This is a genomic window from Arthrobacter sp. Y3221160, from assembly GCF_059092585.1.
Genome location: NZ_JBNHHU010000001.1, coordinates 24,807 through 46,586 on the forward strand (window position 1 = coordinate 24,807; position 21,780 = coordinate 46,586).

At 68.4% G+C, this 21,780-nt stretch carries 16 protein-coding genes and 1 pseudogene; 10 read left to right on the forward strand and 7 right to left on the reverse strand.

Annotated elements, in window-relative coordinates; translation table 11 throughout:
• Positions 1-2: 2 nt before the first annotated feature.
• From ftsR to AC5RWG_RS00145, 3 genes are all read left to right on the forward strand, one after another.
• Positions 3-752: a transcriptional regulator FtsR gene (ftsR, locus tag AC5RWG_RS00135; protein ID WP_494166202.1), complete on the forward strand. Its 750-nt coding sequence runs from the start codon at positions 3-5 to the stop codon at positions 750-752.
• A gap of 11 nt (positions 753-763) precedes the next feature.
• On the forward strand, positions 764-1,267 hold the full coding sequence (locus tag AC5RWG_RS00140) for a bifunctional nuclease family protein (protein WP_493977982.1): 504 nt from the start codon (positions 764-766) through the stop codon (positions 1,265-1,267).
• Between the two features lie 229 nt (positions 1,268-1,496).
• Positions 1,497-2,093, forward strand: coding sequence for a MerR family transcriptional regulator (locus tag AC5RWG_RS00145; protein WP_493999446.1), 597 nt, complete (start codon positions 1,497-1,499; stop codon positions 2,091-2,093).
• Between the two features lie 140 nt (positions 2,094-2,233).
• On the opposite strand, the gene AC5RWG_RS00150 is transcribed toward AC5RWG_RS00145, so the two are convergent.
• Positions 2,234-3,073, reverse strand: coding sequence for a ParA family protein (locus AC5RWG_RS00150; RefSeq protein WP_493999447.1), 840 nt, complete (start codon positions 3,071-3,073; stop codon positions 2,234-2,236).
• A gap of 305 nt (positions 3,074-3,378) precedes the next feature.
• On the opposite strand from AC5RWG_RS00150, the gene AC5RWG_RS00155 reads away from it, so the two are divergent.
• A complete protein-coding gene (locus tag AC5RWG_RS00155; protein ID WP_494166203.1) occupies positions 3,379-6,810 on the forward strand; it encodes a pyruvate carboxylase in 3,432 nt (1,143 codons plus the stop codon).
• A 74-nt stretch (positions 6,811-6,884) separates the two neighbouring features.
• Here AC5RWG_RS00155 and AC5RWG_RS00160 read toward each other — a convergent pair whose 3' ends face one another.
• Complete coding sequence (locus AC5RWG_RS00160; protein ID WP_493999449.1) at positions 6,885-8,693, reverse strand: AMP-dependent synthetase/ligase; 1,809 nt, start codon at positions 8,691-8,693, stop codon at positions 6,885-6,887.
• Between the two features lie 175 nt (positions 8,694-8,868).
• Between AC5RWG_RS00160 and AC5RWG_RS00165 the strand changes: the two genes are divergently transcribed.
• Positions 8,869-9,828, forward strand: a complete 960-nt coding sequence (locus AC5RWG_RS00165) for an ROK family glucokinase (RefSeq protein WP_494109141.1) — start codon at positions 8,869-8,871, stop codon at positions 9,826-9,828.
• Between the two features lie 14 nt (positions 9,829-9,842).
• Here AC5RWG_RS00165 and AC5RWG_RS00170 read toward each other — a convergent pair whose 3' ends face one another.
• Both AC5RWG_RS00170 and AC5RWG_RS00175 read right to left on the reverse strand, forming a co-directional pair.
• Positions 9,843-10,313, reverse strand: coding sequence for a hypothetical protein (locus tag AC5RWG_RS00170; RefSeq protein WP_493999451.1), 471 nt, complete (start codon positions 10,311-10,313; stop codon positions 9,843-9,845).
• Positions 10,300-11,088 (reverse strand): alpha/beta hydrolase, encoded by a 789-nt coding sequence (locus AC5RWG_RS00175; protein WP_493999452.1) that lies wholly within the window; start codon positions 11,086-11,088, stop codon positions 10,300-10,302. The genes AC5RWG_RS00170 and AC5RWG_RS00175 overlap by 14 nt, the downstream gene beginning before the upstream one ends.
• 160 nt (positions 11,089-11,248) lie before the next feature.
• On the opposite strand from AC5RWG_RS00175, the pseudogene AC5RWG_RS00180 reads away from it, so the two are divergent.
• Positions 11,249-11,935: pseudogene (locus tag AC5RWG_RS00180) on the forward strand (lysophospholipid acyltransferase family protein); the annotation flags it as partial.
• A gap of 488 nt (positions 11,936-12,423) precedes the next feature.
• A complete protein-coding gene (locus AC5RWG_RS00185; protein WP_493999453.1) occupies positions 12,424-13,809 on the forward strand; it encodes a class II 3-deoxy-7-phosphoheptulonate synthase in 1,386 nt (461 codons plus the stop codon).
• 155 nt (positions 13,810-13,964) lie between these two features.
• Here AC5RWG_RS00185 and pknB read toward each other — a convergent pair whose 3' ends face one another.
• Both pknB and AC5RWG_RS00195 read right to left on the reverse strand, forming a co-directional pair.
• Positions 13,965-15,947: a Stk1 family PASTA domain-containing Ser/Thr kinase gene (pknB, locus tag AC5RWG_RS00190; RefSeq protein WP_494166204.1), complete on the reverse strand. Its 1,983-nt coding sequence runs from the start codon at positions 15,945-15,947 to the stop codon at positions 13,965-13,967.
• Between the two features lie 81 nt (positions 15,948-16,028).
• The gene (locus AC5RWG_RS00195; protein ID WP_494155796.1) at positions 16,029-17,798 is read right to left on the reverse strand and encodes a LysM peptidoglycan-binding domain-containing protein; all 1,770 of its coding nucleotides are present in this window, start codon (positions 17,796-17,798) and stop codon (positions 16,029-16,031) included.
• A 181-nt stretch (positions 17,799-17,979) separates the two neighbouring features.
• Here AC5RWG_RS00195 and AC5RWG_RS00200 point away from each other — a divergent pair, with 181 nt between their 5' ends.
• Positions 17,980-18,369, forward strand: coding sequence for an Rv2175c family DNA-binding protein (locus AC5RWG_RS00200; RefSeq protein WP_494166205.1), 390 nt, complete (start codon positions 17,980-17,982; stop codon positions 18,367-18,369).
• A gap of 59 nt (positions 18,370-18,428) precedes the next feature.
• Here AC5RWG_RS00200 and AC5RWG_RS00205 read toward each other — a convergent pair whose 3' ends face one another.
• Positions 18,429-19,529, reverse strand: a complete 1,101-nt coding sequence (locus AC5RWG_RS00205; protein ID WP_493999457.1) for a polyprenyl synthetase family protein — start codon at positions 19,527-19,529, stop codon at positions 18,429-18,431.
• A gap of 179 nt (positions 19,530-19,708) precedes the next feature.
• Here AC5RWG_RS00205 and dinB point away from each other — a divergent pair, with 179 nt between their 5' ends.
• Entirely contained in the window at positions 19,709-20,953 is a 1,245-nt protein-coding gene (gene dinB, locus AC5RWG_RS00210; protein WP_494013800.1) for a DNA polymerase IV, read from the forward strand.
• A 172-nt stretch (positions 20,954-21,125) separates the two neighbouring features.
• Positions 21,126-21,500: an SCO2097 family morphological protein gene (locus AC5RWG_RS00215; protein WP_493999458.1), complete on the forward strand. Its 375-nt coding sequence runs from the start codon at positions 21,126-21,128 to the stop codon at positions 21,498-21,500.
• Positions 21,501-21,780 lie beyond the last annotated feature (280 nt).

Consider the following 21,780-nt stretch of genomic DNA (forward strand, 5'->3'; position numbering starts at 1 on the left):
CCGTGCCCGGGTCCCAGCCAGCGCGGCGCACCCTCGGGCCGTCCCGGGAGGGGTACCGCAGCAGCGTCCTCAATATCGGCGAGGTGCTGCAACAGCTGACGGAGGATTTCCCGCAGATCACGGCCTCCAAGATCCGGTTTCTGGAGGAAAAGGGGCTGATCAGCCCCCAGCGCACGCCGGCCGGCTACCGGAAGTACACCGGCCAGGACGTAGAACGCCTCCGTTTCGTGCTGGCCCTGCAACGCGACCAGTACCTGCCGCTCAAGGTCATCAAGGATTATCTGGACGCGATCGATCGCGGTGAGCGGCCGGAGGCCCTGCCCGGCGGTATGACCTTGGCCCCCCGGATGGTCTCGGAGCCGCTGGCGGCAGAACTAAATGGACGCGGCCGGGCGCTCACCCGGGCCGAGCTCCTGCAGGCCAGCGGAGCGTCCACGGAACTCGTGGACGACCTTCTGGCCTACGGCCTGATCCACGCCCAGGACGCCTGTTTCGACGAACACGCACTCAAGGTCGTGCGCGCCTGCAGGCAGCTGGGCAGCCATGGCATCGAACCTCGGCACCTCCGCCCGTTCCGGGCCGCCGCAGACCGCGAGGTCGGGCTGGTGGAGCGTGCGGTGGCCCCGCTGGCGTCCCGGCGCGACGTCGCCTCCCGGGCCCGCGCCGCGGAGGCGGCCAAGGAAATCAGCGATCTGTGCCTGAACCTGCATACGGCGCTGGTTCACGGGCACCTGGCCCAGATGGACCGCTGAACGGAGAAGCCATGCTCGAACTCGAGGTTGTCGGAGTCCGCATTGAACTCCCGTCGAACCAGCCGCTGGTGCTGCTCAAGGAAACCGACGGCGAACGGCACATACCCATCTGGATCGGCGCGCCGGAAGCCAGCGCGATTGCGTTCGCCCAGCAGGGCATCAAACCGCCGCGCCCCATGACCCACGACCTGCTCCGCGACGTCGTGGACGTGCTCGGCCGGCGGATCACCGAAGTCCGCCTGGTGACGGTCCAGGACACCGTCTTCTTTGCCGAGCTGGTGTTTGACGGCGGGGTGACAGTCAGCTCCCGCGCCTCGGACGCCATCGCGGTGGCACTGCGCGTGCCCTGCCCGATCTATTGTGCGGACGAAGTAATGGACGAGGCCGGGGTCAAGATCGCCGAAGCGGCCGACGACGAGGAATCCGACGGCCCGGCGCAGGAGAACGCGGAAAGCCAGTTGCGCGAGTTCAGGGAATTCCTCGCCGACGTGGAGCCCGAGGACTTCGAGAAATAGCCGTCGCCGGCATCTGGTTCCGGCACCCGAAACGCCCGGCCCGGCTCCGGGGCATCCGACACGCCGCAGCAAAAAGGCCAGCGTCTTTGACCGGCGGCCCCCGCCGTTCTAACGTCGAAGCATACAGTTCCCATTGCACCGCAGGCCATCTCAAGGCAGACTTAGACCAGACCTCTGGGCTGACTGCGAAGCTCATTCCCCACAGGGAACTTCGACAAGGAGGGTTCACGTGAGTCCTAAAGGTGATGCAGGCGAGATGCCGCACGCTCTGCAGACCGGCGCTGCCATACCCGCAAGTGCCCAGGGCTTGCTGTTCACCGAAGACCTGCCCGTGCTGGACGAGGACGCCGGTTACCGCGGTCCCACAGCATGCAAGGCAGCCGGCATCACCTACCGGCAGTTGGACTACTGGGCACGCACCGGACTGGTGGAACCTGCCGTCCGCGGCGCGTCCGGCTCCGGCTCGCAGCGCCTCTACAGCTTCCGCGACATCCTGGTCCTGAAGGTGGTCAAGCGACTGCTCGACACCGGCGTCTCGCTGCAGCAGATCCGCTCCGCCGTTGGCCACCTGCGTGAACGCGGCGTGGAAGATCTGGCCCAGATTACCCTCATGAGCGACGGCGCCAGCGTGTACGAGTGCACCTCCGCCGACGAAGTCATCGACCTGGTCCAGGGCGGACAGGGAGTCTTCGGCATCGCCGTCGGCCGGGTGTGGCGAGAGGTCGAAGGCAGCCTCGCGGAGCTCCCCAGCGAACATGCCGCAGAGGAACAGGATTTTCCCGACGACGAGCTGAGCCGCCGGCGCGCCGCGCGCAAGATCAGCTGACCGCACACAGGACATAACAGCGGGAGGGGCTCCGGGAAACCGGGGCCCCTCCCGCTGATTAAAGGCGCGAACCCGTGTATCGCGATCCCGTGTGTAAGGTGCGGCCCGGGCGGACCCGCCGCCCGGTCCGGGACCTGTTGTCAGATGGGCTGGCGGCGGAGCGCACGGCTGCGCATCCGGCCGGAATCGGTCAAGTTCTTGAGCAGCTCGTCGAAAAGCGCGGCCGCCTGCCGTGCCGATTCACCCGGCCACTGGTGGACGGAATGCGCTGCCCCCTGGATCTGCTGCCAGTTCGCCTGCTCGGCGATGGTGGGGGAGAGCAGCAGGTCGCCGAACATGGTTTTCATTTCGGCCAGCCGGTAACCGTGTTCGTTGGAGCTGGGCCGGACACGGTTGGCCACCACCCCGGCCGTCTTCAGGTCCGGGGCGAATTCCTCCCGGAACAAATCGATGGCGCGCATGGTGCGTTCGGTGCCCGCCACCGAGAAGAGGCTCGGCTCGGCCACGAGCAGCACCCGCGTGCTCGCCGTCCACGCCATGCGCGTCAGCCCGTTGAGCGACGGCGGGCAGTCGATGAGCACCAGCGAGTAGTCATTCACGCGGGAGAGCACGGTCGAAAGCCTGCGCAGGTCCCGGCGGCTCAAATCGGGCCGGTCGTAGATGCCGGAGTAGGCGGAGCCGATGGCGACATCGAGAACCTTCCGGCCGGAAGCCGGCGCGCTGCCGGGATCCGCCGAGGCCACCCAGCCGCTCGGGGCGACGTTGGCCCGCAGGTCGGCCTTGCGCGCGTTCTTGAGGAGCCGGCCGACGTCGGTCTGGCGGGACGGCTTGACGCCTAATCCCGTGGTCGCGTCAGCATGCGGATCCAAGTCGATGACCAGGGTGGGGATTCCCGCTGCCAGCGCCGCAGAGGCCAGGCCCAGCGTGACCGAGGTCTTGCCGACCCCGCCCTTGAGGCTGCTGATGCTCACTACTTGCACGTAAAAACCAAAACCTAACGTATCGAGTCGTGGGGCTTCTGCGCCGGATAAGTCTTCACGGCACCCTATTCATCATAAGTGGAGCGCCGCAGCACACCGTGCCACCCGCGCCGCCGGGGCGTTTCGCAGCTTGCGCCGTAACATGCGGCCCGTGAGGACCGCCGCGGCGCGTGATCTGTGCAACACTGGCTTGCCAGCCCGGCTCGCAGTCCGTGAGACTTGGCTCACTGAGTCCGCCGGCGCCGGCGCCGGACGGTCGGTGCTTCGCCCCCAAAGTCCGGACCCGGCAACGATGCAGGAGTGAAATGTTCGAAAAGATCTTGGTAGCCAACCGTGGCGAAATCGCCATCAGGGCGTTCCGCGCGGCCTACGAACTGGGCGCCAAAACGGTGGCTGTCTTCCCGTATGAAGACCGCAACTCGATCCACCGGCTGAAGGCCGACGAAGCGTATCTGATCGGCGAGCAGGGGCATCCCGTCCGGGCTTACCTCGACGTCAACGAAATCATTCGGGTCGCCAAGGAGTCGGGCGCGGACGCCATCTACCCGGGTTACGGATTCCTGTCCGAGAATCCCGAGCTGGCCCGCGCCGCTGCCGGTGCCGGCATCGCCTTCGTCGGCCCCAAGGCCGATGTGCTGGAGCTCGCGGGTCATAAGGTCCATGCCCTGCAGGCGGCCCGCCGGGCCGGGATCCCGGTGCTGAAGTCCACCGAGCCCAGTGCCGATCCGGAGAAGTTGCTGGCCGAAGCCGAGGAGATAGGCTTCCCGATCTTCGTCAAGGCGGTTGCCGGCGGTGGCGGGCGCGGCATGCGCCGGGTCGACAACCGCAAGGATCTCCCGGACGCCCTCGCGGCTGCCATGCGGGAAGCCGACACGGCCTTCGGCGATCCGACCGTTTTCCTTGAACAGGCCGTATTGCGGCCGCGCCACATCGAGGTGCAGATCCTGGCCGACGGGCAGGGCAACGTCATGCACCTCTTCGAACGCGACTGCTCGCTCCAGCGCCGGCACCAGAAGGTCATCGAAATCGCCCCCGCACCCAACCTGGACGAGGGCATCCGGCAGGCACTGTACCGGGACGCGGTCACGTTCGCACAGGCGCTCGGATACACCAATGCCGGCACGGTCGAGTTCCTGGTAGACACGGTCGGTGAACGGGCCGGGCAGCATGTCTTCATTGAGATGAACCCGCGCATCCAGGTGGAGCATACGGTGACCGAGGAGATCACCGACGTCGACCTGGTACAGTCCCAGCTGCGCATCGCCGCGGGCGAGACCCTGGCCGACCTGGGCCTGTCCCAGCAGGCCGTGTCCGTCAACGGCACGGCCATGCAGTCCCGTATTACCACCGAGGACCCGGCCAACGGCTTCCGTCCCGACGTCGGCAAGGTCACCGCCTACCGGTCGGCCGGCGGCGCCGGTGTCCGGCTGGACGGCGGCACCATCTACACCGGGGCCGAAATCAGCCCGCACTTTGACTCGATGCTGGTCAAGCTCACCTGCCGCGGCCGCGACTTCGCGACGGCGGCCGCCCGCGCCCGGCGTGCGCTGGCCGAGTTCCGCATCCGCGGCGTCTCCACAAACATCGCGTTCCTGCAGGCGGTGCTGGAGGACCCGGACTTCCTGGCCGGCAACGTCGCCACCTCATTCATCGACGAGCGGCCGGAACTGCTCAAGGCCCGGGTCTCGGCGGACCGCGGGACCAAGCTGTTGACCTGGCTGGCGGACGTCACCGTCAACAAACCGCACGGCGAGCTGCCAGTGTCCACGGCACCGGTGGAGAAGCTGCCCGAACCCGCCAGGCAGGCGCTGGAGGCCACCGGTGCCCTGACGGCCGTTCCGGCGTCCGGCTCCCGGCAGCGGCTGCAGCAACTGGGCCCGGAGAAGTTTGCGGCCGAGCTGCGGGCCCAGACAGCCGTGGCGGTCACGGACACGACCTTCCGTGACGCCCACCAGTCGCTGCTGGCCACCCGGGTACGCACCAAGGACCTGCTCAACGCCGCACCCGCCGTTTCGGCCCTCACCCCGCAGCTGCTCTCGGTCGAGGCGTGGGGCGGCGCAACCTACGATGTCGCGCTGCGGTTCCTGGGCGAGGACCCGTGGGAGCGCCTGGCGGCGCTGCGCCAGGCGATGCCGAACATCTGCCTGCAAATGCTGCTGCGCGGGCGGAACACCGTCGGCTATACCCCGTACCCGGAGGAAGTCACCACGGCGTTCGTCCGGGAAGCTGCCGCCACCGGCATCGACATCTTCAGGATCTTCGATGCGCTCAACGACGTCTCCCAGATGGAGCCGGCAATCCGGGCGGTGCGGGAGACGGGAACCGCCGTGGCCGAAGTAGCGCTCTGCTACACCGGAGACCTGCTGGATCCGACGGAGGACCTGTACACGCTGGACTACTACCTGGAGCTGGCCGGGCGGATCGTCGAGGCAGGGGCGCATATCCTGGCAATCAAGGACATGGCCGGCCTGTTGCGTCCGGCGGCCGCGGCGAAGCTGGTCACGGCGCTGCGCGAGCGCTTCGATCTGCCGGTGCACGTGCATACCCACGACACGGCCGGGGGCCAGCTGGCGACGCTGCTGGCCGCCGTGGATGCCGGTGCAGACGCGGTGGACGTCGCCAGCGCGGCCATGGCCGGCACCACCAGCCAGCCGCCCATGTCGGCGCTCGTCGCGGCGCTGGCGCACACCGAACGCGACACCGGCCTGGACCTGGCCGCCGTCGGCTCGCTGGAGCCCTACTGGGAGGCGGTCCGCCGCGTCTACGCCCCGTTCGAGTCGGGGCTGCCGGGGCCGACCGGCCGCGTGTACGCGCACGAGATTCCGGGCGGCCAGCTCTCCAACCTGAGGCAGCAGGCCATCGCGCTGGGACTCGGGGAGAGGTTCGAGGCGATCGAGGACATGTACACCGCCGCGGACAAGATCCTGGGCCGCTTGGTGAAGGTGACCCCGTCGTCCAAGGTGGTGGGCGACCTGGCCCTCCAGCTGGTCGGCGCAAACGTTGATCCGGAGGAGTTCGCGTCCGATCCCGGGAAGTACGATATCCCCGATTCCGTCATTGGCTTCCTCTCCGGCGAGCTGGGCGATCCTCCCGGCGGCTGGCCCGAGCCGTTCCGCACCAAGGCCCTGGCTGGCCGCACCATCAAGCGGCGCGACGAGGAGCTGACGGCCGAGGACTCGGCGGCGCTGGCCGCGGATTCGGCGACCCGGCGCGCGGCCCTGAACCGGCTGCTGTTTGCCGGCCCGGCCAAGGAGTTTGAGAAGATCCGGGACATGTACGGCGACGTGTCCGTGCTGGACACGCTGGACTACCTGTACGGGCTGCAGCCGGGAACCGAACACGTGATCGAGCTTGAGAAGGGCGTCCGCCTGATCGCCATGCTCGGGGCCATCTCCGAGCCGGACGAGAAGGGCATGCGCACCGTGCACTGCACGCTCAACGGTCAGCAGCGCAATGTGATGGTGCGCGACGCCAGCGTGGAATCCGAAGTCAAGGTCGCCGAGAAGGCCGATCCCGCGCAGCCGGGGCACGTGGCGGCTCCGTTCGCCGGCGCCGTCACCGTCCTCGCCAAGGTCGGCGACACCATTAAGGCGGGCGACACGGTGGCCACCATCGAGGCCATGAAGATGGAAGCCGGCATCACCGCTCCCGCCGGAGGCACCGTCACGCGGCTGGCGGTCTCCGCCGTCGAACAGGTCCAGGGCGGGGACCTGCTCCTGGTCATCGACCCGGCGTAGGCCCGAGGCAACCTTCGGGGGGAAACAGGCAGGGCCGCGGCGTGGAAGCCGCGGCCCTGCCTGTTTCGTCGAAGCTACTGACGCACGCCGGCGTAAATCTGCTCCACGTAGTCGTCGAAATCGGCCAGCACCTGCGCCCGCTTGATCTTCAGCGACGGGGTCAGGTGCCCCGATGCTTCCGTGAAGTCGGACGGGATGATCCGGAAGGACTTAATCCCTTCCGCCTGGGAGACGGTCTGGTTGGCGCGGTCGATGAGCGACTGGACCGCCTCCTTCACCACTTCGTGGTCGGCTGCCTGGTCCATGGTGGTGTCGGCCGGCAGGTTGTGGCGGTCCAGCCAGCCGGGCAGGGCCTCCTCGTCCAACGTGATGAGCGCGGAGATAAACGGCCGGTTGTCGCCGATCACCACGCACTGGGAGACCAGCGCATCGGCGCGGATCTGGTCTTCAAGCAGGGCCGGGACGACGTTCTTGCCGCTGGCGGTGACGATGATTTCCTTCTTCCGGCCGGTGATGCGCAGGAAACCGTCAGCGTCCAGTTCGCCGATGTCTCCGGTGCGGAACCAGCCGTCTTCGAAGGCCTCGGAGGTGAGGTCGGGACGGTTGTAGTAGCCGCGCAGCACGCAGACGCCCTTGGCGAGGATCTCGCCGTCGTCGGCGATCTTGACCGCGTTTCCGGGCAGCGGAGCCCCGACCGAACCGATCTTGACCAGTTTGGGGGTGTTGACGGACACCGGGGCCGTGGTTTCGGTCAGGCCGTAGCCCTCCAGCACCAGAAGGCCGATGCCGTGGAAGAAATGCCCCAGCCGTTCGCCCAGCGGGCCGCCGCCGGAGACCGCGTGCTCGACCCGACCGCCCATCGCTTCGCGGATCTTGTGGTAAACGAGCTTGTCGAAGAGCTTGTGCTTGAGCTTGAGCATCAGCGGCACCTTGCCGGCCTCGTCGGCCCGGGACCAGGCGACGGCCGTGTCCGCGGCGGCGTGGAAGATCTTGCCCTTGCCGGCATCCTCCGCCTTGAGCATGGAGTTGTTGTAGACCTTTTCGAACACCCGCGGGACAGCCAGGATGAACGTCGGGCGGTAGCTTTGCAGATCCGGCAGCAGGTTCTTGATGTCCGGCGTATGCGCCACGGTGGCACCCGCGGCGACGCACAGGACGGAGATAAACCGGGCGAAGACGTGGGCCAGCGGCAGGAACATGATGGTCTGCGCGCCCTCGTGGGCGACGTCCGGCAGCGCCGCCGCGGCGTTCTTGGACAGCTCCACGAAATTTCCGTGGGTGAGTTCGCAGCCCTTGGGTCGGCCGGTGGTGCCGGAGGTGTAGATGATCGTGGCCAGATCGTCCAGATTCGCCGCCGTGCGGCGTTCCTCCACCGTGGCGTCGGGCACCTCCCGGCCCGCGGCGCGGAGCGCGTCCAGCGACTCCTCGCCCAATTGCCACACGTGTTTCAGGTCCTCCAAGCCTTCGTTGAGGGCGGCCTGGCGGACCTTCGCCTCATGGGAGGCGCTTTCCGCGAAGACTGCCACAGCCCCGGAGTCGCCGAGGATCCAGGCGATCTGGCTGGGGGAGGAGGTCTCATAAATCGGCACCGACACGGCGCCGGCGAACCAGATGGCGAAGTCCACCAGGGACCATTCGTAGCGGGTGCGGGCCATGATGCCCACCCGGTCGCCCGGCTGAACACCGCTGGAGACCAGCCCCTTGGCCAGCCGGGTCACATCCGCGAGGAACTCAGTGGCACGGATGTCCTGCCACGTCCCGGACGGGTCCTTGCGGGAAAACAGGGCCGGATTCGATGCCTTCTGCGCCTGTTCAACCACCAGACCGGCGATATTGGCCTCCCGCGGAACGTCAACCAGGACGGGCACGCTGTATTCGCGCACGATAGCTCCTCACTTCCTCAGCTGTGGCCAGCTCTGTATAGCCTCCCTGACGGAGGGTGCTTTTAGCCTATAACCTAAATCACAACGGATACCGGCAGGTAACCTACGAAACGGTAACGGTCGGGCCTTCCCTGGCCCGGCAGGCCCGCCGCGAGCGGCTGCCTAAGATGGTGGGGTGGAGAACAGCGCCCTGGCGGTGGGCATAGACATCGGCGGCACCAAGGTGGCCGCCGGGGCCGTCGACCGGACCGGGCGCGTAGTGGCGGAGCTGGTCCGTCCCACGCCGGGACACGATCCGCGGCACGTGGAACACCTTATCTCGGCGATGGTGCGGGAGTTGGCTTCCGAGCACGACGTTGCCGCAGTGGGCGTCGGAGCGGCGGGGTGGATGGACCTTGCCGGGGGAACGGTTCTGTTCAGCCCGCACCTGGCGTGGCGGAATGAACCGCTGCGGGACAACCTGGAGCGGCTGCTGGCCCGGCCCGTCAAAGTGGTCAACGACGCCGACGCCGCCGCCTGGGGGGAGTTCCGCTTTGGCGCCGGGACGGGAGAGCGGCGCCTGGTCTGCATCACCTTGGGCACCGGCATCGGCGGGGCGATGGTGATGGATGGCCGGCTGGAGCGGGGCCGGTGGGGTGTTGCCGGGGAATTCGGGCACCAGGTCATTATGCCCGGCGGGCACCGCTGCGCGTGTGGAAACCGCGGCTGCTGGGAGCAGTACGCCTCGGGCAACGCCCTGGGCAGGGAGGCCCGGGAGTTGGCCGCGGCGAACTCGCCCGTGGCGCAGCGTTGGCTGGAGGCCGTCGGCGGAACGGTGGCAGACATCACCGGCGCGGTGGTCACGGATCAGGCGAAACGCGCCGACCCCGCCAGCGTCCGGCTGCTGGAAGAGGCCGGCGAGTGGCTGGGGCTGGGGCTGGCCAATCTTGCCGCGGCGCTGGATCCCGGGCTGTTCGTGATCGGCGGCGGGCTGTGCGAAGCCGGTGACCTGCTGTTGGAGCCGGCCCGCCATGCGCTGCAGCGGAACCTGACCGGTCGCGGGTTCCGGCCGGTGGCTGAGGTTCGAGCGGCCGGCCTGGGACCGAAGGCGGGGATGATCGGCGCCGCGGACCTCGCCCGCGGGGCCTCCGTCTGATTCCACGGCCGGCGCTAGACGCGCGCCCCGTCGTCGTGCCCGTCGCGTTCCGTGGGCAGGCGGAAGAGCAGGTAAGCCGCAGAGGCCACGAAGAGGGCCACCAGCGCCAGCACCGCGGTGAAGGGGGCGCCCGGCCAGAACATGGCGGTCAGCAGCAGGCCCAGCGGGGCCCCCACGGCACCGATCCAGGCCAGCACCAGCAGCGGCTCGCCGGCGCCCAGCGGGGCAGGTTCCGGCGGGACGTAGCCCTCGTCGTCGTCCGGTTCCGCGACGGTGTAATCCCGCGGCCCGGGCGGCGCTTCATCCGCCGGGACCTCCGGCAGGCGGTTCTCGAAGATCTCGCGCAGGCGCTGGGCATCGCCGCCGTTGCCGGCCGCGGGCCGCTCCGGGGGCATGCCGTCCGCGTTGCCGGAGTCTGTCTCTTCCAGCCGGGCGACCAGATCCTGCCAGGCGGCGTCGTCCCGGTCCTGGTCATGCCCGGGCATGGGTTGCTCCCGTCTGCCCCGGAGACGCGGCCGCAGTGGCGTGAATGAATTCGGCGGACCGGCGGTAGATCAGCTCGGCGTCGTGGTCCATGGTGGCCACGTGATAGCTGTCCGCCAGCGGCACCACCTCCAGCCGGTCCGTGCCAATCCGCCGCCGGAGCACATCCATGGAAGATTCCGGGACTATGTGGTCCACCGCGGAGCGGAAGACGAGCGTAGGAGCAGTGACGCGTGGCAGGTCGGCCACGACAGTCTTGAAGAGCTGGCCCAGCTGGTGCGCGGCGGCCACCGGGGTGCGTTCATAGGCACCCTCATCCATGCCCGGCTTGTTGATGTCGTTGCCAATGGCCGGCACCGACCGCAGGACATACTTCAACAGGCCCGACAGCGGAGCGCGCCGGTCCGCGATGGTCAGACCCGGGTTGACCAGCAGCACGCCGGAGACCGGACGGTGCGCGGCCAGCCGCAACGCCAACGCTCCGCCCATGGACAGACCGGCCACGAAGACGTGGCTGCGCTCGCGGGCGAGCTCCGAAAAGGCCTGCTCGGCCGCCCCGTACCAGCTTTGCCAACGGGATGTGGCCAAGTCCTGCCACGTGGTGCCGTGACCGGGCAGCAGCGGCAACCGTACTCCGAAGCCGGCATCGGCCAGGCTTTCCGCCCACCCCCGCATACTGCGCGGGGAACCGGTGAAACCATGCAGCAGGACGACGCCGACGCGGGAATTCGGGCCGTGCCCGGGGCTGGAAAAGACGCCGTCGGCAACAGAAGTCATGGCACTATCGTGTCATTACGGGAGCCGTTCGGCCATCAATAGCCGACCGGTTCCTTTCTCCGGCACCCCCATCCCGCGCAGCCACGCAAAGCCAAAGCTGGAGTAGAGTCTCAAGCGGTATTGGTAAAGCGGCCGGCGGCGGCGGAACGGAAAGGCACACGTGTTCTACTGGTTCATGAAGACCATCGTCGTAGGACCGGTGGTCCGGCTACTCTTCCGGCCATGGGTCAAGGGGCTGGACAACATTCCCGACAGCGGCCCCGCGGTGCTGGCCAGCAACCACCTTTCCTTCTCCGATTCGATTTTCCTGCCCCTCGCGGTGCCCCGGCCCGTGGTGTTCCTGGCCAAGAGCGAGTACTTCACCGGCAAAGGCGCCAAGGGCAAGCTCACCGCGGCTTTCTTCAGGATGACCAACCAGCTTCCGATGGACCGATCCGGCGGAGCGGCCTCGGCCACGTCCTTGCTGGCGGGACGGGACGCGCTGCAGGACGGCGGCCTGCTGGGCATCTACCCGGAGGGCACCCGGTCACCGGACGGAAAGCTGTACCGCGGCAAGACCGGCGTGGCCAAGTTGGTGCTGCACACCGGCGTGCCGGTGATCCCGGTGGCGATGATCGGCACGGACAAGGTTCAGCCCATCGGCCGGCGCATCCCCAACATCCGCCGGGTGGGCATCATCATCGGCAAGCCGTTGGACTTCTCCCGCTACAAGGGGCTGGAAGACGACCGGTTCATCCAGCGTTCGGTCACCGACGAGATCATGTACGAGATCATGCGGCTCTCCGGCCAGGAATACGTCGATTCGTACGCCAGCACGGTCAAGGCCAAGCTGACCGCCCGCAAACCGGCCAAGGCCGAAAACCAGCGCCACGCCGCCGTCGGCCTGCCGCCGGAGCAACCGGAACCTCCGAAGGCCAAAGCGCCCGGCGCCATCACGGTCATCGGCGGAGCGGACCCCGCCGCGGGACGGGAGCCTGCCGCCGCCGCAGGGCCTGAGCCTGCCGCCGCCGGGTTGGGGCAGGAACAGCCCGAGGCGGACGGGCAGGCCGCCGGCCACGCCGCAGCGGCCACGCCCTCCGGCGCCCTGCCCGGCAGCGCGTCCGGCAGCGCGTCCGACAGCACCGCCGGGCACAGCGGCGGAGCGGGCGCGGCCGCGGCGGAAGGACCGGACGCCGGCGGCCTCCCGGACGCCGGGGGCCTCCCGGACGCCGGGGGAGCAGTCCCGCGATCCGGCCGGAAGGGCCGGCGCTGACGCCCGTCGGAATGTGACGCCCGTGTGGCGGCCCGTGACCCCTGCACGTGAAGCCAGCGAAGCCGCAGGTCTACGATTGAAGGGTGACCGATACAACCTTCATTTCTTCCGTTCCCGACCAGCTGCCGACGGCAGCGGACTATCCCGGTCTGGATGACTGGCGAGAGCTGCCGGTGGTGCAGCAGCCCACCTGGCACGATCCCTCGGTCTACGCGTCCTCCGTTGCCGAGCTAAACTCCCTGCCGCCGCTGGTCTTTGCCGGGGAAGTCGACGTCCTGCGGGAGCGTCTGGCCCTGGCCGCCGACGGCAAGGCGTTCCTGCTCCAGGGCGGGGACTGCGCCGAAACCTTCGGCGCGGCCACCGCCGACAAGATCAGTGCCCGCGTCAAGACCATCCTGCAGATGGCCGTGGTGCTCACCTACGGCGCCTCGCTGCCCGTGATCAAGATGGGCCGGATGGCCGGGCAGTTCGCGAAGCCCCGCTCGTCCAACGACGAAACCCGTGAAGGCGTGACCCTGCCGGCCTACCGCGGCGACATGGTCAACGGCTTCGAATTCACCCCCGAGTCCCGGGCCCACGATGCCAGCCGGATGGTGCAGGCGTACCACACGTCCGCTTCCACCCTGAACCTGATTCGGGCTTTCACCCAGGGCGGTTTCGCCGACCTGCGCCTGGTGCACCACTGGAACAAGGGCTTCACGGCCAACCCGGCGCATTCGCGCTACGAGTCACTGGCACGCGAAATCGACCGCGCCGTGAAGTTCATGGATGCCTGCGGCGCCGACTTCGACGCCCTCAAGCGGGTCGAGTTCTTCGCCAGCCACGAGGCGCTGGTGCTGGACTACGAGCGCGCGCTGACCCGCATCGATTCGCGGACGGGCCTGCCCTACAACACCTCGGGGCATTTCCTCTGGATCGGTGAACGCACCCGCCAGCTGGACGGCGCCCACGTGGACTTCCTGTCCCGGGTGCGGAACCCCATCGGCGTCAAGCTGGGCCCGACCACGTCCGCCGACGACGCCCTGCGGCTGATCGACAAACTGGATCCCGAGCGCGAGCCGGGCAGGCTGACCTTCATCACGCGGATGGGTGCCGGCAACATCCGCCACAAGCTGCCGGAGCTCGTAAAGCGGGTCACCGAGAGCGGCGCCAAGGTGCTCTGGGTGACCGACCCCATGCACGGCAACACGGTCACCTCGCCCAACGGCTACAAGACCCGGAACTTCGACGACGTCATCGAGGAGGTGCGCGGCTTCTTCGACGTGCACCACGAACTGGGCACCTTCCCGGGCGGCCTGCACGTGGAAATGACCGGCGACGACGTGGCGGAGTGCCTGGGCGGCGCCGATCCCATCGATCAGAACGCTTTCCTGGACCGCTACGAGTCCGTCTGCGACCCGCGGCTGAACCACATGCAGTCCCTGGAGATGGCGTTCCTGGTGGCGGGGGCGCTCTCCCGCCAGCGGTAGCCGGCCGCACGCCCGCCGTCCCGCGCTGCTCAGGACGGGGGCACGGAAGGCCCGGAACCAGGTGAACAAGGTTCCGGGCCTTCCGGCTTCACGGGATGCGGTCGGCGTGGGCGTCCGTCCGCCGGCTCAGGCTCTTGCTCGCGCCCGGGACGGCGTCACACCACGGTCAGGGTGATGACCGATCCCTCCGGCAGCGATCCGCTGTCCGGGTCCTGCGTCCGCACGGTGCCGAAGAAGCCGCCGAGGAACTCCTTGACCTTCACCTCGAAGCCCAGGTCCTCCAGCGCACGCTTCGCGTCGTCGACCTGCCGGCCCACGGTGTCCGGAACTTCGACCATCCGCGGGCCCTTGGAAAGCGTCAGCGTCACGGTGTCACCGCGAATGACCTGGCCTTCGGCCGGCGTCTGCGCCGCGACCGAGCCGGCCGGGACGTTGCGGTCGAACACGGCCTCCGGGGCCACCTCCACCTTCAGGCCGGCGCCCTCCAGGGCTGCGGCGGCCTCGGTCTGCGGCTGGCCCACCACCTGCGGCACGCTAAAGGGCTTCGGCCCCTTGGAGACCGTGAGCCCGACGGCGGTGCCTCGCCGCAGTTGTTCGCCCTCGCCGGGTTTGTGGCCGAGGACGGTACCCGCCGCTGCTTCTTCGTCGTACTTCTCCTTGACATCGCCGGCGGTCAGCCCTGCCTCCTTCAGCGCGGCGGTGGCCTCCTCCACGCTCAGGCCCGCCAACGGGGGCACGCCGAAGAGTTCCGGGCCCTTCGAGACCACGAGGGCCACCTGCTCGAAGCGACGGACTTCGACGGGCGCATCGGGTTCCGTGCCGACGGCTACCCCCGCGGCCAACTTCTCGTCGAAGACTTCCTCGAGCGTGTACTCCAGCCCCTGTTCCCGGAGCATGCCTTCGGCTTCGGCCACCGGCTTGCCGGCAACGTCGGGCACGGAAACAATGGCGCCGGGCCCCATGCCGAAGAACCACCCTGCGGCTGCGACCAAGGCGGCCAGGATGGCCAGCACGACAATCCAGATGATGCCCCGGCGCCGGGGATTTCCGCGGCGCAGGTTTTGTTCGGGACGCCGCGATTGGCGGGCGAGTTCCCGCTGGCGCTTCTTGGATTCGCGGGCGGAGAGCGGGCGCTGCTGGGCGGCCGGTGCCGCCGCGGCGGCCTCGCCGGCGCTGAAAACCTGCGTGTGGTTTGCGGAGCGGGAGATGACGGTGGTGCGGTGCGGATCGGACGGGATGACCTGGGTGGATGATGTTCCCGCCGGCTCGGCCCGGGGAGGCCGTGCATCCAGCTGGGCGTCGCTGAGGGATTTGTGCACGTGCCGCAGTTCACCCAGCAGCGCGGCGGCGTCCACCGGCCGCTGGTCCGGATCGGACCCGGTGCACCAGAGCACCAGTTCGTCGAGGTCGGGAGCCAGTCCGGGAACCAGGGTCGACGGCGCAGGGACGGTGGAATTGACGTGCTGGAATGCCACCTGGATCGGCACGTCGCCGGTGAACGGCTGACGCCCGGTCAGCATCTCGAACAGCATGATGCCCACCGAGTAGACATCGCTGCGTTCGTCGGACGCGGTTCCGGTCACCAATTCGGGCGGCAGGTACGCCACCGTCCCGATCAGGGACCCGGTGTTGGTGCTGGTGGTCACGGCGCGTGCCAGGCCGAAGTCTCCGAGCTTGACCCGCCCGTCGTCGGACATCAGCACGTTCTCCGGCTTGATGTCCCGGTGCACCAGACCGGCGGCGTGCGCTGCGGCGAGCCCCTCGATCACAGGATCAAGGACAGCCAGCGCATGCCGCGGCGTCAGCGGAGCGGACTCGTCGAGCAGGTCCCGCAGCGTGTGTCCGGGCACGTATTCCATCGCGAGGTAGGCGACGTTGCCGTCGATGCCCTGGTCGTAGACGCCCACCACATGGGGGTGTGAGAGCCGGGCCGCGGACTTGGCCTCGCGTTCAAACCGCTCCAGGAAGCCGGCGTCTTCCGCCAGGTAGGGATAGAGGACCTTGAGCGCCACATTGCGGTCCAGCCGGGTGTCGGACGCCAGGTAAACGGTGGACATCCCGCCGCGCGCCAGGCGCGAGGCAACCCGGTAGCGCCCGTCGATCAGGGCGCCGACCAGTGAATCAGTTGCCGGTTGCACTCTATGATCCTAAGTCCGATGAGCGAAAGGACCCGAATCAACACTGCGATTCGGGTCCTTTTGCCACGGGGGCGGTGGCCGCTAGAACTTCTTCATGTGCGATTTCACCGCGGCCACGTAGGCCTTCGTATCCTTGTACATGCCGTACGTCATCACGCCATACTGGCCCTGGTAGTAGGACGCAATGGCGATGTCCAGGGACGGGCTGGTGCTCACCAGGGACCGGATGATCGCTACGCCGGCGGTTGCGTTGTCGTACGGATCCAGCAGGTTGAGCTTGCGGCCCACCAGGGTCGAGGCCCACTCGCCCGAGGACGGAATGACCTGCATGGCGCCGATCGCGTTGGCCGGGGACACGGCGTCCTGCTGGAAGCCGGATTCCTGGTAGGCGTGCGCCAGGGCGAGCCGCGGGTCCACCCCCATCTTGACGGCCGTCTCGGCGATGATGTCCTTCATCTGCGCCTGGGTGGGCTGCGGGGTGGAGAGCAGCAGGCGCTTGTTCTCGTTCGCCTTGCCCACCACCGCGGCCGGGTAGGTGTAGTGCAGGAAGGTACTGGGAACCAGCGGCTGGGCCGACGCGGTGCCCACACTCGACGTCGTGGTTTGCGCACCGCCGGGGACGGTGATCTTCTGGCCCGGGTGGATGATCGACGTCGACTTCAGGCCGCTGGACTGCAGCAGGCTGGACAGGGTCACGTTCAGCTTGCCGGCAATGCCGGACAGCGTATCGCCGGACTTGACCGTATAGCTGCCCCCGCCGGTGGCTGCGGCGCTGTTGGCCGGTGCCTTGGACGACGCCGACGCGCTGGTGACCGACGAACCGCTCACCTTGATCTTCTGTCCAGGGTAAATGACCGAGGTGACCTTGAGGTTGTTGGCGGAGAGGACGGAGCCCAGGCTCATGCCGTGGCGGGCGGCAATCCCGGAGAGGGTATCGCCCGGCCTGACCGTGTAGCTGCCGGTGCCGGAGGGCGCGACCGCCTTGGTGGAAGGTTTCGCCTGCGCGGCCGGGGCGGAGGCGCTGGAGGCCTTGGCCGCGCCGTTGACCGAGATCTTCTGGCCCGGGTAGATGATCGAGCTGATCTTGAGGTTGTTGGCGGAGAGGAGGGCGCCCAAACCCATGCCGTGCTTGGCGGCAATCCCGGAGAGGGTATCGCCCGACTTGACCGTGTAGCTGCCGGTACCGGCGACGGTTTTGGTGGAAGGTTTCGCACGGGTAACGGTTGAGGCGGCCGAGACCTGGGCGGCGCCGCCGTTGACCGAGATCTTCTGGCCCGGGTAGATGATCGAGCTGATCTTGAGGTTGTTGGCCGAGAGCACGGCGCCCAGGCTCATGCCGTGCTTGGCGGCGATGCCCGAGAGGGTATCGCCGGACCTGACGGTGTAGCTGCCGGAACCCGACGAGGACTGCTTCGCGGCGTTGCCGGAGGACTTGGCGGCCGAGCCGCCCAGCTTGATCTTCTGCCCCGGGTGAATGATGGTGCTGGCACTGAGGCCGTTCAGCGACAGTACCTTCTGCGTGGAGAGGCCGTACCGGGCCGCGATGCCGCTGATCGTCTCGCCGGCCCTCACCGTATGGACGGCGGGAGTGTTCTGCGCCCGCAGGGAAGCGGGCAATCGGGCGGCAACCTGGGAAGCGGGAATGAAAGCGGTCGCCGGAACCGTAACGCCCGGAATCGCCGCCTTGGGCTGCAGCGCAGAGCGCGGCGGCAGCTCGGCTGCCTGGGCGGGCATGGCCAAGGCAGCGGAGGACAGCACGACGGCGGGAATCGCCGCGGTTGCTGCCGCGGACAGTAGTACCCGGCGGGGCTGGCTGCGGTCGTTGCGCGTGATCGGGCGCTGATCGGTCATTGGTGTCCCTCATCCTTGTTCTGCGGCCTGGCGAGCGTCCCCCAACGGGCCGCACAGTGGTACTGGTGTGCCGTTTGTTATCGATGTGAAAGCTGTTACTCAAGTGAATTTACACTATTGACGCATAACACAAAAGCCACCGGCGGAGAATGAAGAATGAAGGCGGCGTGTCGAAAAGGAAATGGCTCCGCGGGGGCTGCCGTGGCACCCTTATACGGTGAGTGAACTTGAAGAATTGATTACCGACTGGCTGCCCCTTCCCGACGTCGCCGAACAACTGGACGTCTCCATTAAAAAGGTGCACGCCCTGCTCGAAGAACGCGCCTTGGTGGAGGCGCGCGTGGGGGAGCGCAGGATCCGCTCGGTGCCGGCGGCGTTCCTGGTCGGCGGGACCGTGCTCGAAAGCCTCAAGGGGACCCTGGCGGTGCTGTCCGACGCCGGCTACAGCGATGAGGAAGCCCTGGTCTGGCTCTTCACCGCCGATGACTCGCTACCCGGCCGGCCCATCGACGCGCTGCGCGAGGGCCGCAAAACCGAGATCCGCCGCCGCGCCCAGGCGCTCGGCTGGTAGGGGCCCGGTAGCCGGCGGCAATTGCCCAACCCGCGGGGGCCGGGCCCCGGGCTGCCGGCTCAGGCGCTGCGGCGCACCGCTGCGTCGGCCAGCATGCCCAGGGCCTGGCGCACACCGTCGGCCACCGGCAGGGCCGCCAGGGCCGCCTCGACCGCGGCGGTCCGGTCGGCAATCATCTGCTCGGCGGCAGCCAAGGCGCCGCTGCCGGTGATCAGGTCCCGCAGTTCTTCCACCGCCGCGTCCGAGAGTTCCGGTGAACCCAGCCGGGTCTCCAGCAGGGCGCGTTCGGCCGGCGTGCAGTGGTTGAGCGTGTGCGCAATCAGGACCGTGCGTTTGCCTTCCCGCAGGTCGTCCCCGGCCGGCTTGCCGGTGGTGGCCGGATCGCCGAACACGCCCAGCACGTCGTCGCGGATTTGGAAGGCCTCGCCCAAGGGCAGCGAGAATGCCTCGTAGGCCTCCAGCAAGCCGGTAGAAGCGCCGGCCAGCGCACCGCCCACGCTCAGGGGATGCACGGTGGAGTACTTGGCCGACTTGTAGCGGAGGATCTGCAGCGCGCGGTCCACGGCGGCTTCGGCCGGGCGCCCCGGTCCGGCAGCTTCCTCCAGCAGGTCCAGATACTGCCCGGCCATGACCTCCGCGCGCATGCGGTTGAAAATCGCGCGGGCCGGCGTTCCTGACGCGGACTCCGCCCCGATGCCGGCAAAGACTTCTTCGCTGAGGGACAGGCAGAGGTCGCCGGCCAGCAGGGCGGCGGCCTGCCCGTAGCGCTCGGCGTCCAGCGCCCAGCCGTTGAGCCGGTGCTGCTGCTCGAACCGCCGGTGCACGCTCGGGCTGCCCCGCCGGGTGTCCGAGCGGTCGATGATGTCGTCGTGGATCAGTGCCGCGGCCTGGAAGAGCTCCAGCGCGACTCCCGCCTGAACGGCCTGGCCGGCGAGCACGGACCCCCCTGCCCCGCGCCAGCCCCAGTAGGCCAACAGCGCCCGGAGGCGCTTGCCGCCCGCGGTGAGGTCGGTGATGGCCTCCACCAGCGGTGCCGCGTCCGGAGCCGCATCCTGCAGCAGGTCCTTCTGTCCGGCCAGGAACTCCCGGAGCAATCCGGCCACGGCCTGCCGGAAGTCTTCCTGTTCCGCCGCGCTCGTTGTGGTCGCAGAGGGTTCCATGCCGTTACCTCCGGTCTGCCCGTGCGGGGAGGGATTCGTCAGGGCGGTACAGCATGCGGCGGAGCTCCTCGCGGTGGTACTGATGTCTGCAGCCAGTCTAGACAATCCGGCCGGGCCGCCGGGCCGCCCGCCCGCAGCTTCGGCGGCACCGCAGGCGGCAGCCAGCCTACGATAGTGCTGTGACCTCCCCGGACCAGCACAACTGCACCATTCTCCACGTGGACATGGACGCCTTTTTCGTGGGTGTGGAGTTGCTGGAGCGGCCGGAGCTGGTCGGGAAGCCGGTCATCGTGGGATCCGCCTCGGGCCGGGCGGTGGTGCTCTCGGCGTCGTACGAGGCCCGCAAATACGGTGTCCGCTCGGCGATGCCGATGGCACGGGCCCGCATGCTGTGCCCGCAGGCGCTCATCATTGAACCCAGCCACGGCAAGTACCAGCAGGCCTCGACCCGGATCATGGCGATCTTCCGGGAAATCACGCCGTACGTGGAACCGCTCAGCGTCGACGAAGCCTTCCTCGATGTGGCCGGTGCCCGCCGGCGGCTGGGCGAACCGCTGGAGATCGGCGCGCTGATCCGCCGTAGGATCTCGGCCGAGCTGGGACTGACCGCGACGGTGGGCATCGCCACGACCAAGTTCGTGGCCAAGATAGCCTCCACGCACGCCAAGCCGGACGGCCTGCTGCTCATACCCGAGGCCGAGACGGTCGACTTCCTGCATTCCCTGCCGGTGGGCGCCCTGTGGGGAGTCGGCGCCAAGACGCGGGAGGTCCTGGCCCGCCTTGGCATCCGTACCGTTGCCGATGTGGCACACACGCCGCCCGCGGCGCTGCACCGCGTCCTGGGAGCCACCGGCGACCACGTCCATCGGCTGGCCTGGGGAATGGACGACCGGGCGGTCACCCCTGAACGGGTGGAGAAAAGCATAGGTGCCGAAGAAACCTTCGAAAAGGACGTCGACGACGACGAGGTGCTCGAGCGCGAGCTCCTGCGGCTGGCCTACCGGACGGCCGCCAGGCTCCGCGCCGGGAACATGCGCGCCGGAACCATAGCGTTGAAACTCAGGTATTCCGACTTCACCACCTTGAACCGGTCACGGAAGCTGCCGGCGCCCTCGAACAGCGCCCAGCAGTTGCAGGCCGCCGCTGCGGCGCTTTTGTCGGCCCTCGGCGAGCGGCCGCAGGCGGTCCGGCTCATCGGGTTGCGGGCGGAGCAGTTGGAGGACGCCGGCCGGGGCGGCCAGCAGTTGAGCTTCGACGGCCACGAAGACACGTGGCACAGCGCCGAACAGGCCCTGGACGAGGTGAACCGGAAGTTCGGCGGCGCGGGGATTGTGCCTGCCTCGCTGCTGAAGTCCGGGCCCCGCAAGCCGGCGGAGCAGGGCCCGGAATCCCGCCGCCGGCCGGGCCGGGGCCAGGGTGCGTGAAATCGGGGCGGGTGGGATCACAGGTGGGTCATCGTGGCTTTTGATTGCAGGCTTTGCGCTCTATTCTTAGTAGCAGAGGTCAATTCGGTTCCGGTTGGTTTCAGGAACTCTTGTCCCGCGGAGTTCGTTGTACGCTATGCACCCTTGGGGGACTGGAACAAAGGAGGCTCAGATGCCACTCTCAGAGCATGAACAGCGGCTGCTGGAACAACTGGAGCAGCAGTTGCATGCTGATGACCCGAAGTTTGCCAGCCACATGGAATCGGCCAGCGGCCGATCGTTGTCGACGCGCCACATCGTCGTGGGCTCACTCGTCGCGATTGCCGGAATCCTGGTCCTGCTCACCGGCATCCTCAGCCAGATCATCGCCGTCGGAGTCCTGGGATTCGTCATCATGGGTGCCGGCGTCTACTGGGCCACCACGCGTCGCGCCGGGGCAGGGTCGCCGCGGGCGACCGGCACCAGGCAGACTTCCTCATCGAAGGGCGGCTTCATGGCCAGCCTCGAGGAGCGGTGGGACGAGCGGCATCACGGCGAAGACCGCTGACATAAGACCCGGCCGCCGGAGCAGCCGTTGAGGCTCCTCCACTTCGCCCCACCCGGCGGCTAGCGGCCGAAAGGCACGAAGGCAAGACCCGTCAAACGTCGGGTCTTTTCGTGTTTAAAGACCCCGTGTGGGCCGGATCCGGCCCGTTTCCCGGCGCAACGGCCGCATCGGCCGGCCTGGACGCGATCCAACAGGAAACTTCTACTGCCGGGCTTCCCCAGGCCCTCCACTTTCCCTCCACTCTGCTCCACCCGCCTGCTTCCGCGCCCCCACGCGGAGG

Excerpts from the sequence above, each read along its gene's own strand:
- AC5RWG_RS00140 (WP_493977982.1), top strand. The coding sequence starts at position 764 with ATGCTCGAACTCGAGGTTGTCGGAGTCCGCATTGAACTCCCGTCGAAC.
- AC5RWG_RS00155 (WP_494166203.1), top strand. The coding sequence starts at position 3,379 with ATGTTCGAAAAGATCTTGGTAGCCAACCGTGGCGAAATCGCCATCAGG.
- AC5RWG_RS00170 (WP_493999451.1), bottom strand. The coding sequence starts at position 10,313 with ATGCCCGGGCATGACCAGGACCGGGACGACGCCGCCTGGCAGGATCTG.
- AC5RWG_RS00175 (WP_493999452.1), bottom strand. The coding sequence starts at position 11,088 with ATGACTTCTGTTGCCGACGGCGTCTTTTCCAGCCCCGGGCACGGCCCG.
- AC5RWG_RS00195 (WP_494155796.1), bottom strand. The coding sequence starts at position 17,798 with ATGACCGATCAGCGCCCGATCACGCGCAACGACCGCAGCCAGCCCCGC.
- AC5RWG_RS00200 (WP_494166205.1), top strand. The coding sequence starts at position 17,980 with ATGGCTCCGCGGGGGCTGCCGTGGCACCCTTATACGGTGAGTGAACTT.
- AC5RWG_RS00205 (WP_493999457.1), bottom strand. The coding sequence starts at position 19,529 with ATGGAACCCTCTGCGACCACAACGAGCGCGGCGGAACAGGAAGACTTC.
- AC5RWG_RS00215 (WP_493999458.1), top strand. The coding sequence starts at position 21,126 with ATGCCACTCTCAGAGCATGAACAGCGGCTGCTGGAACAACTGGAGCAG.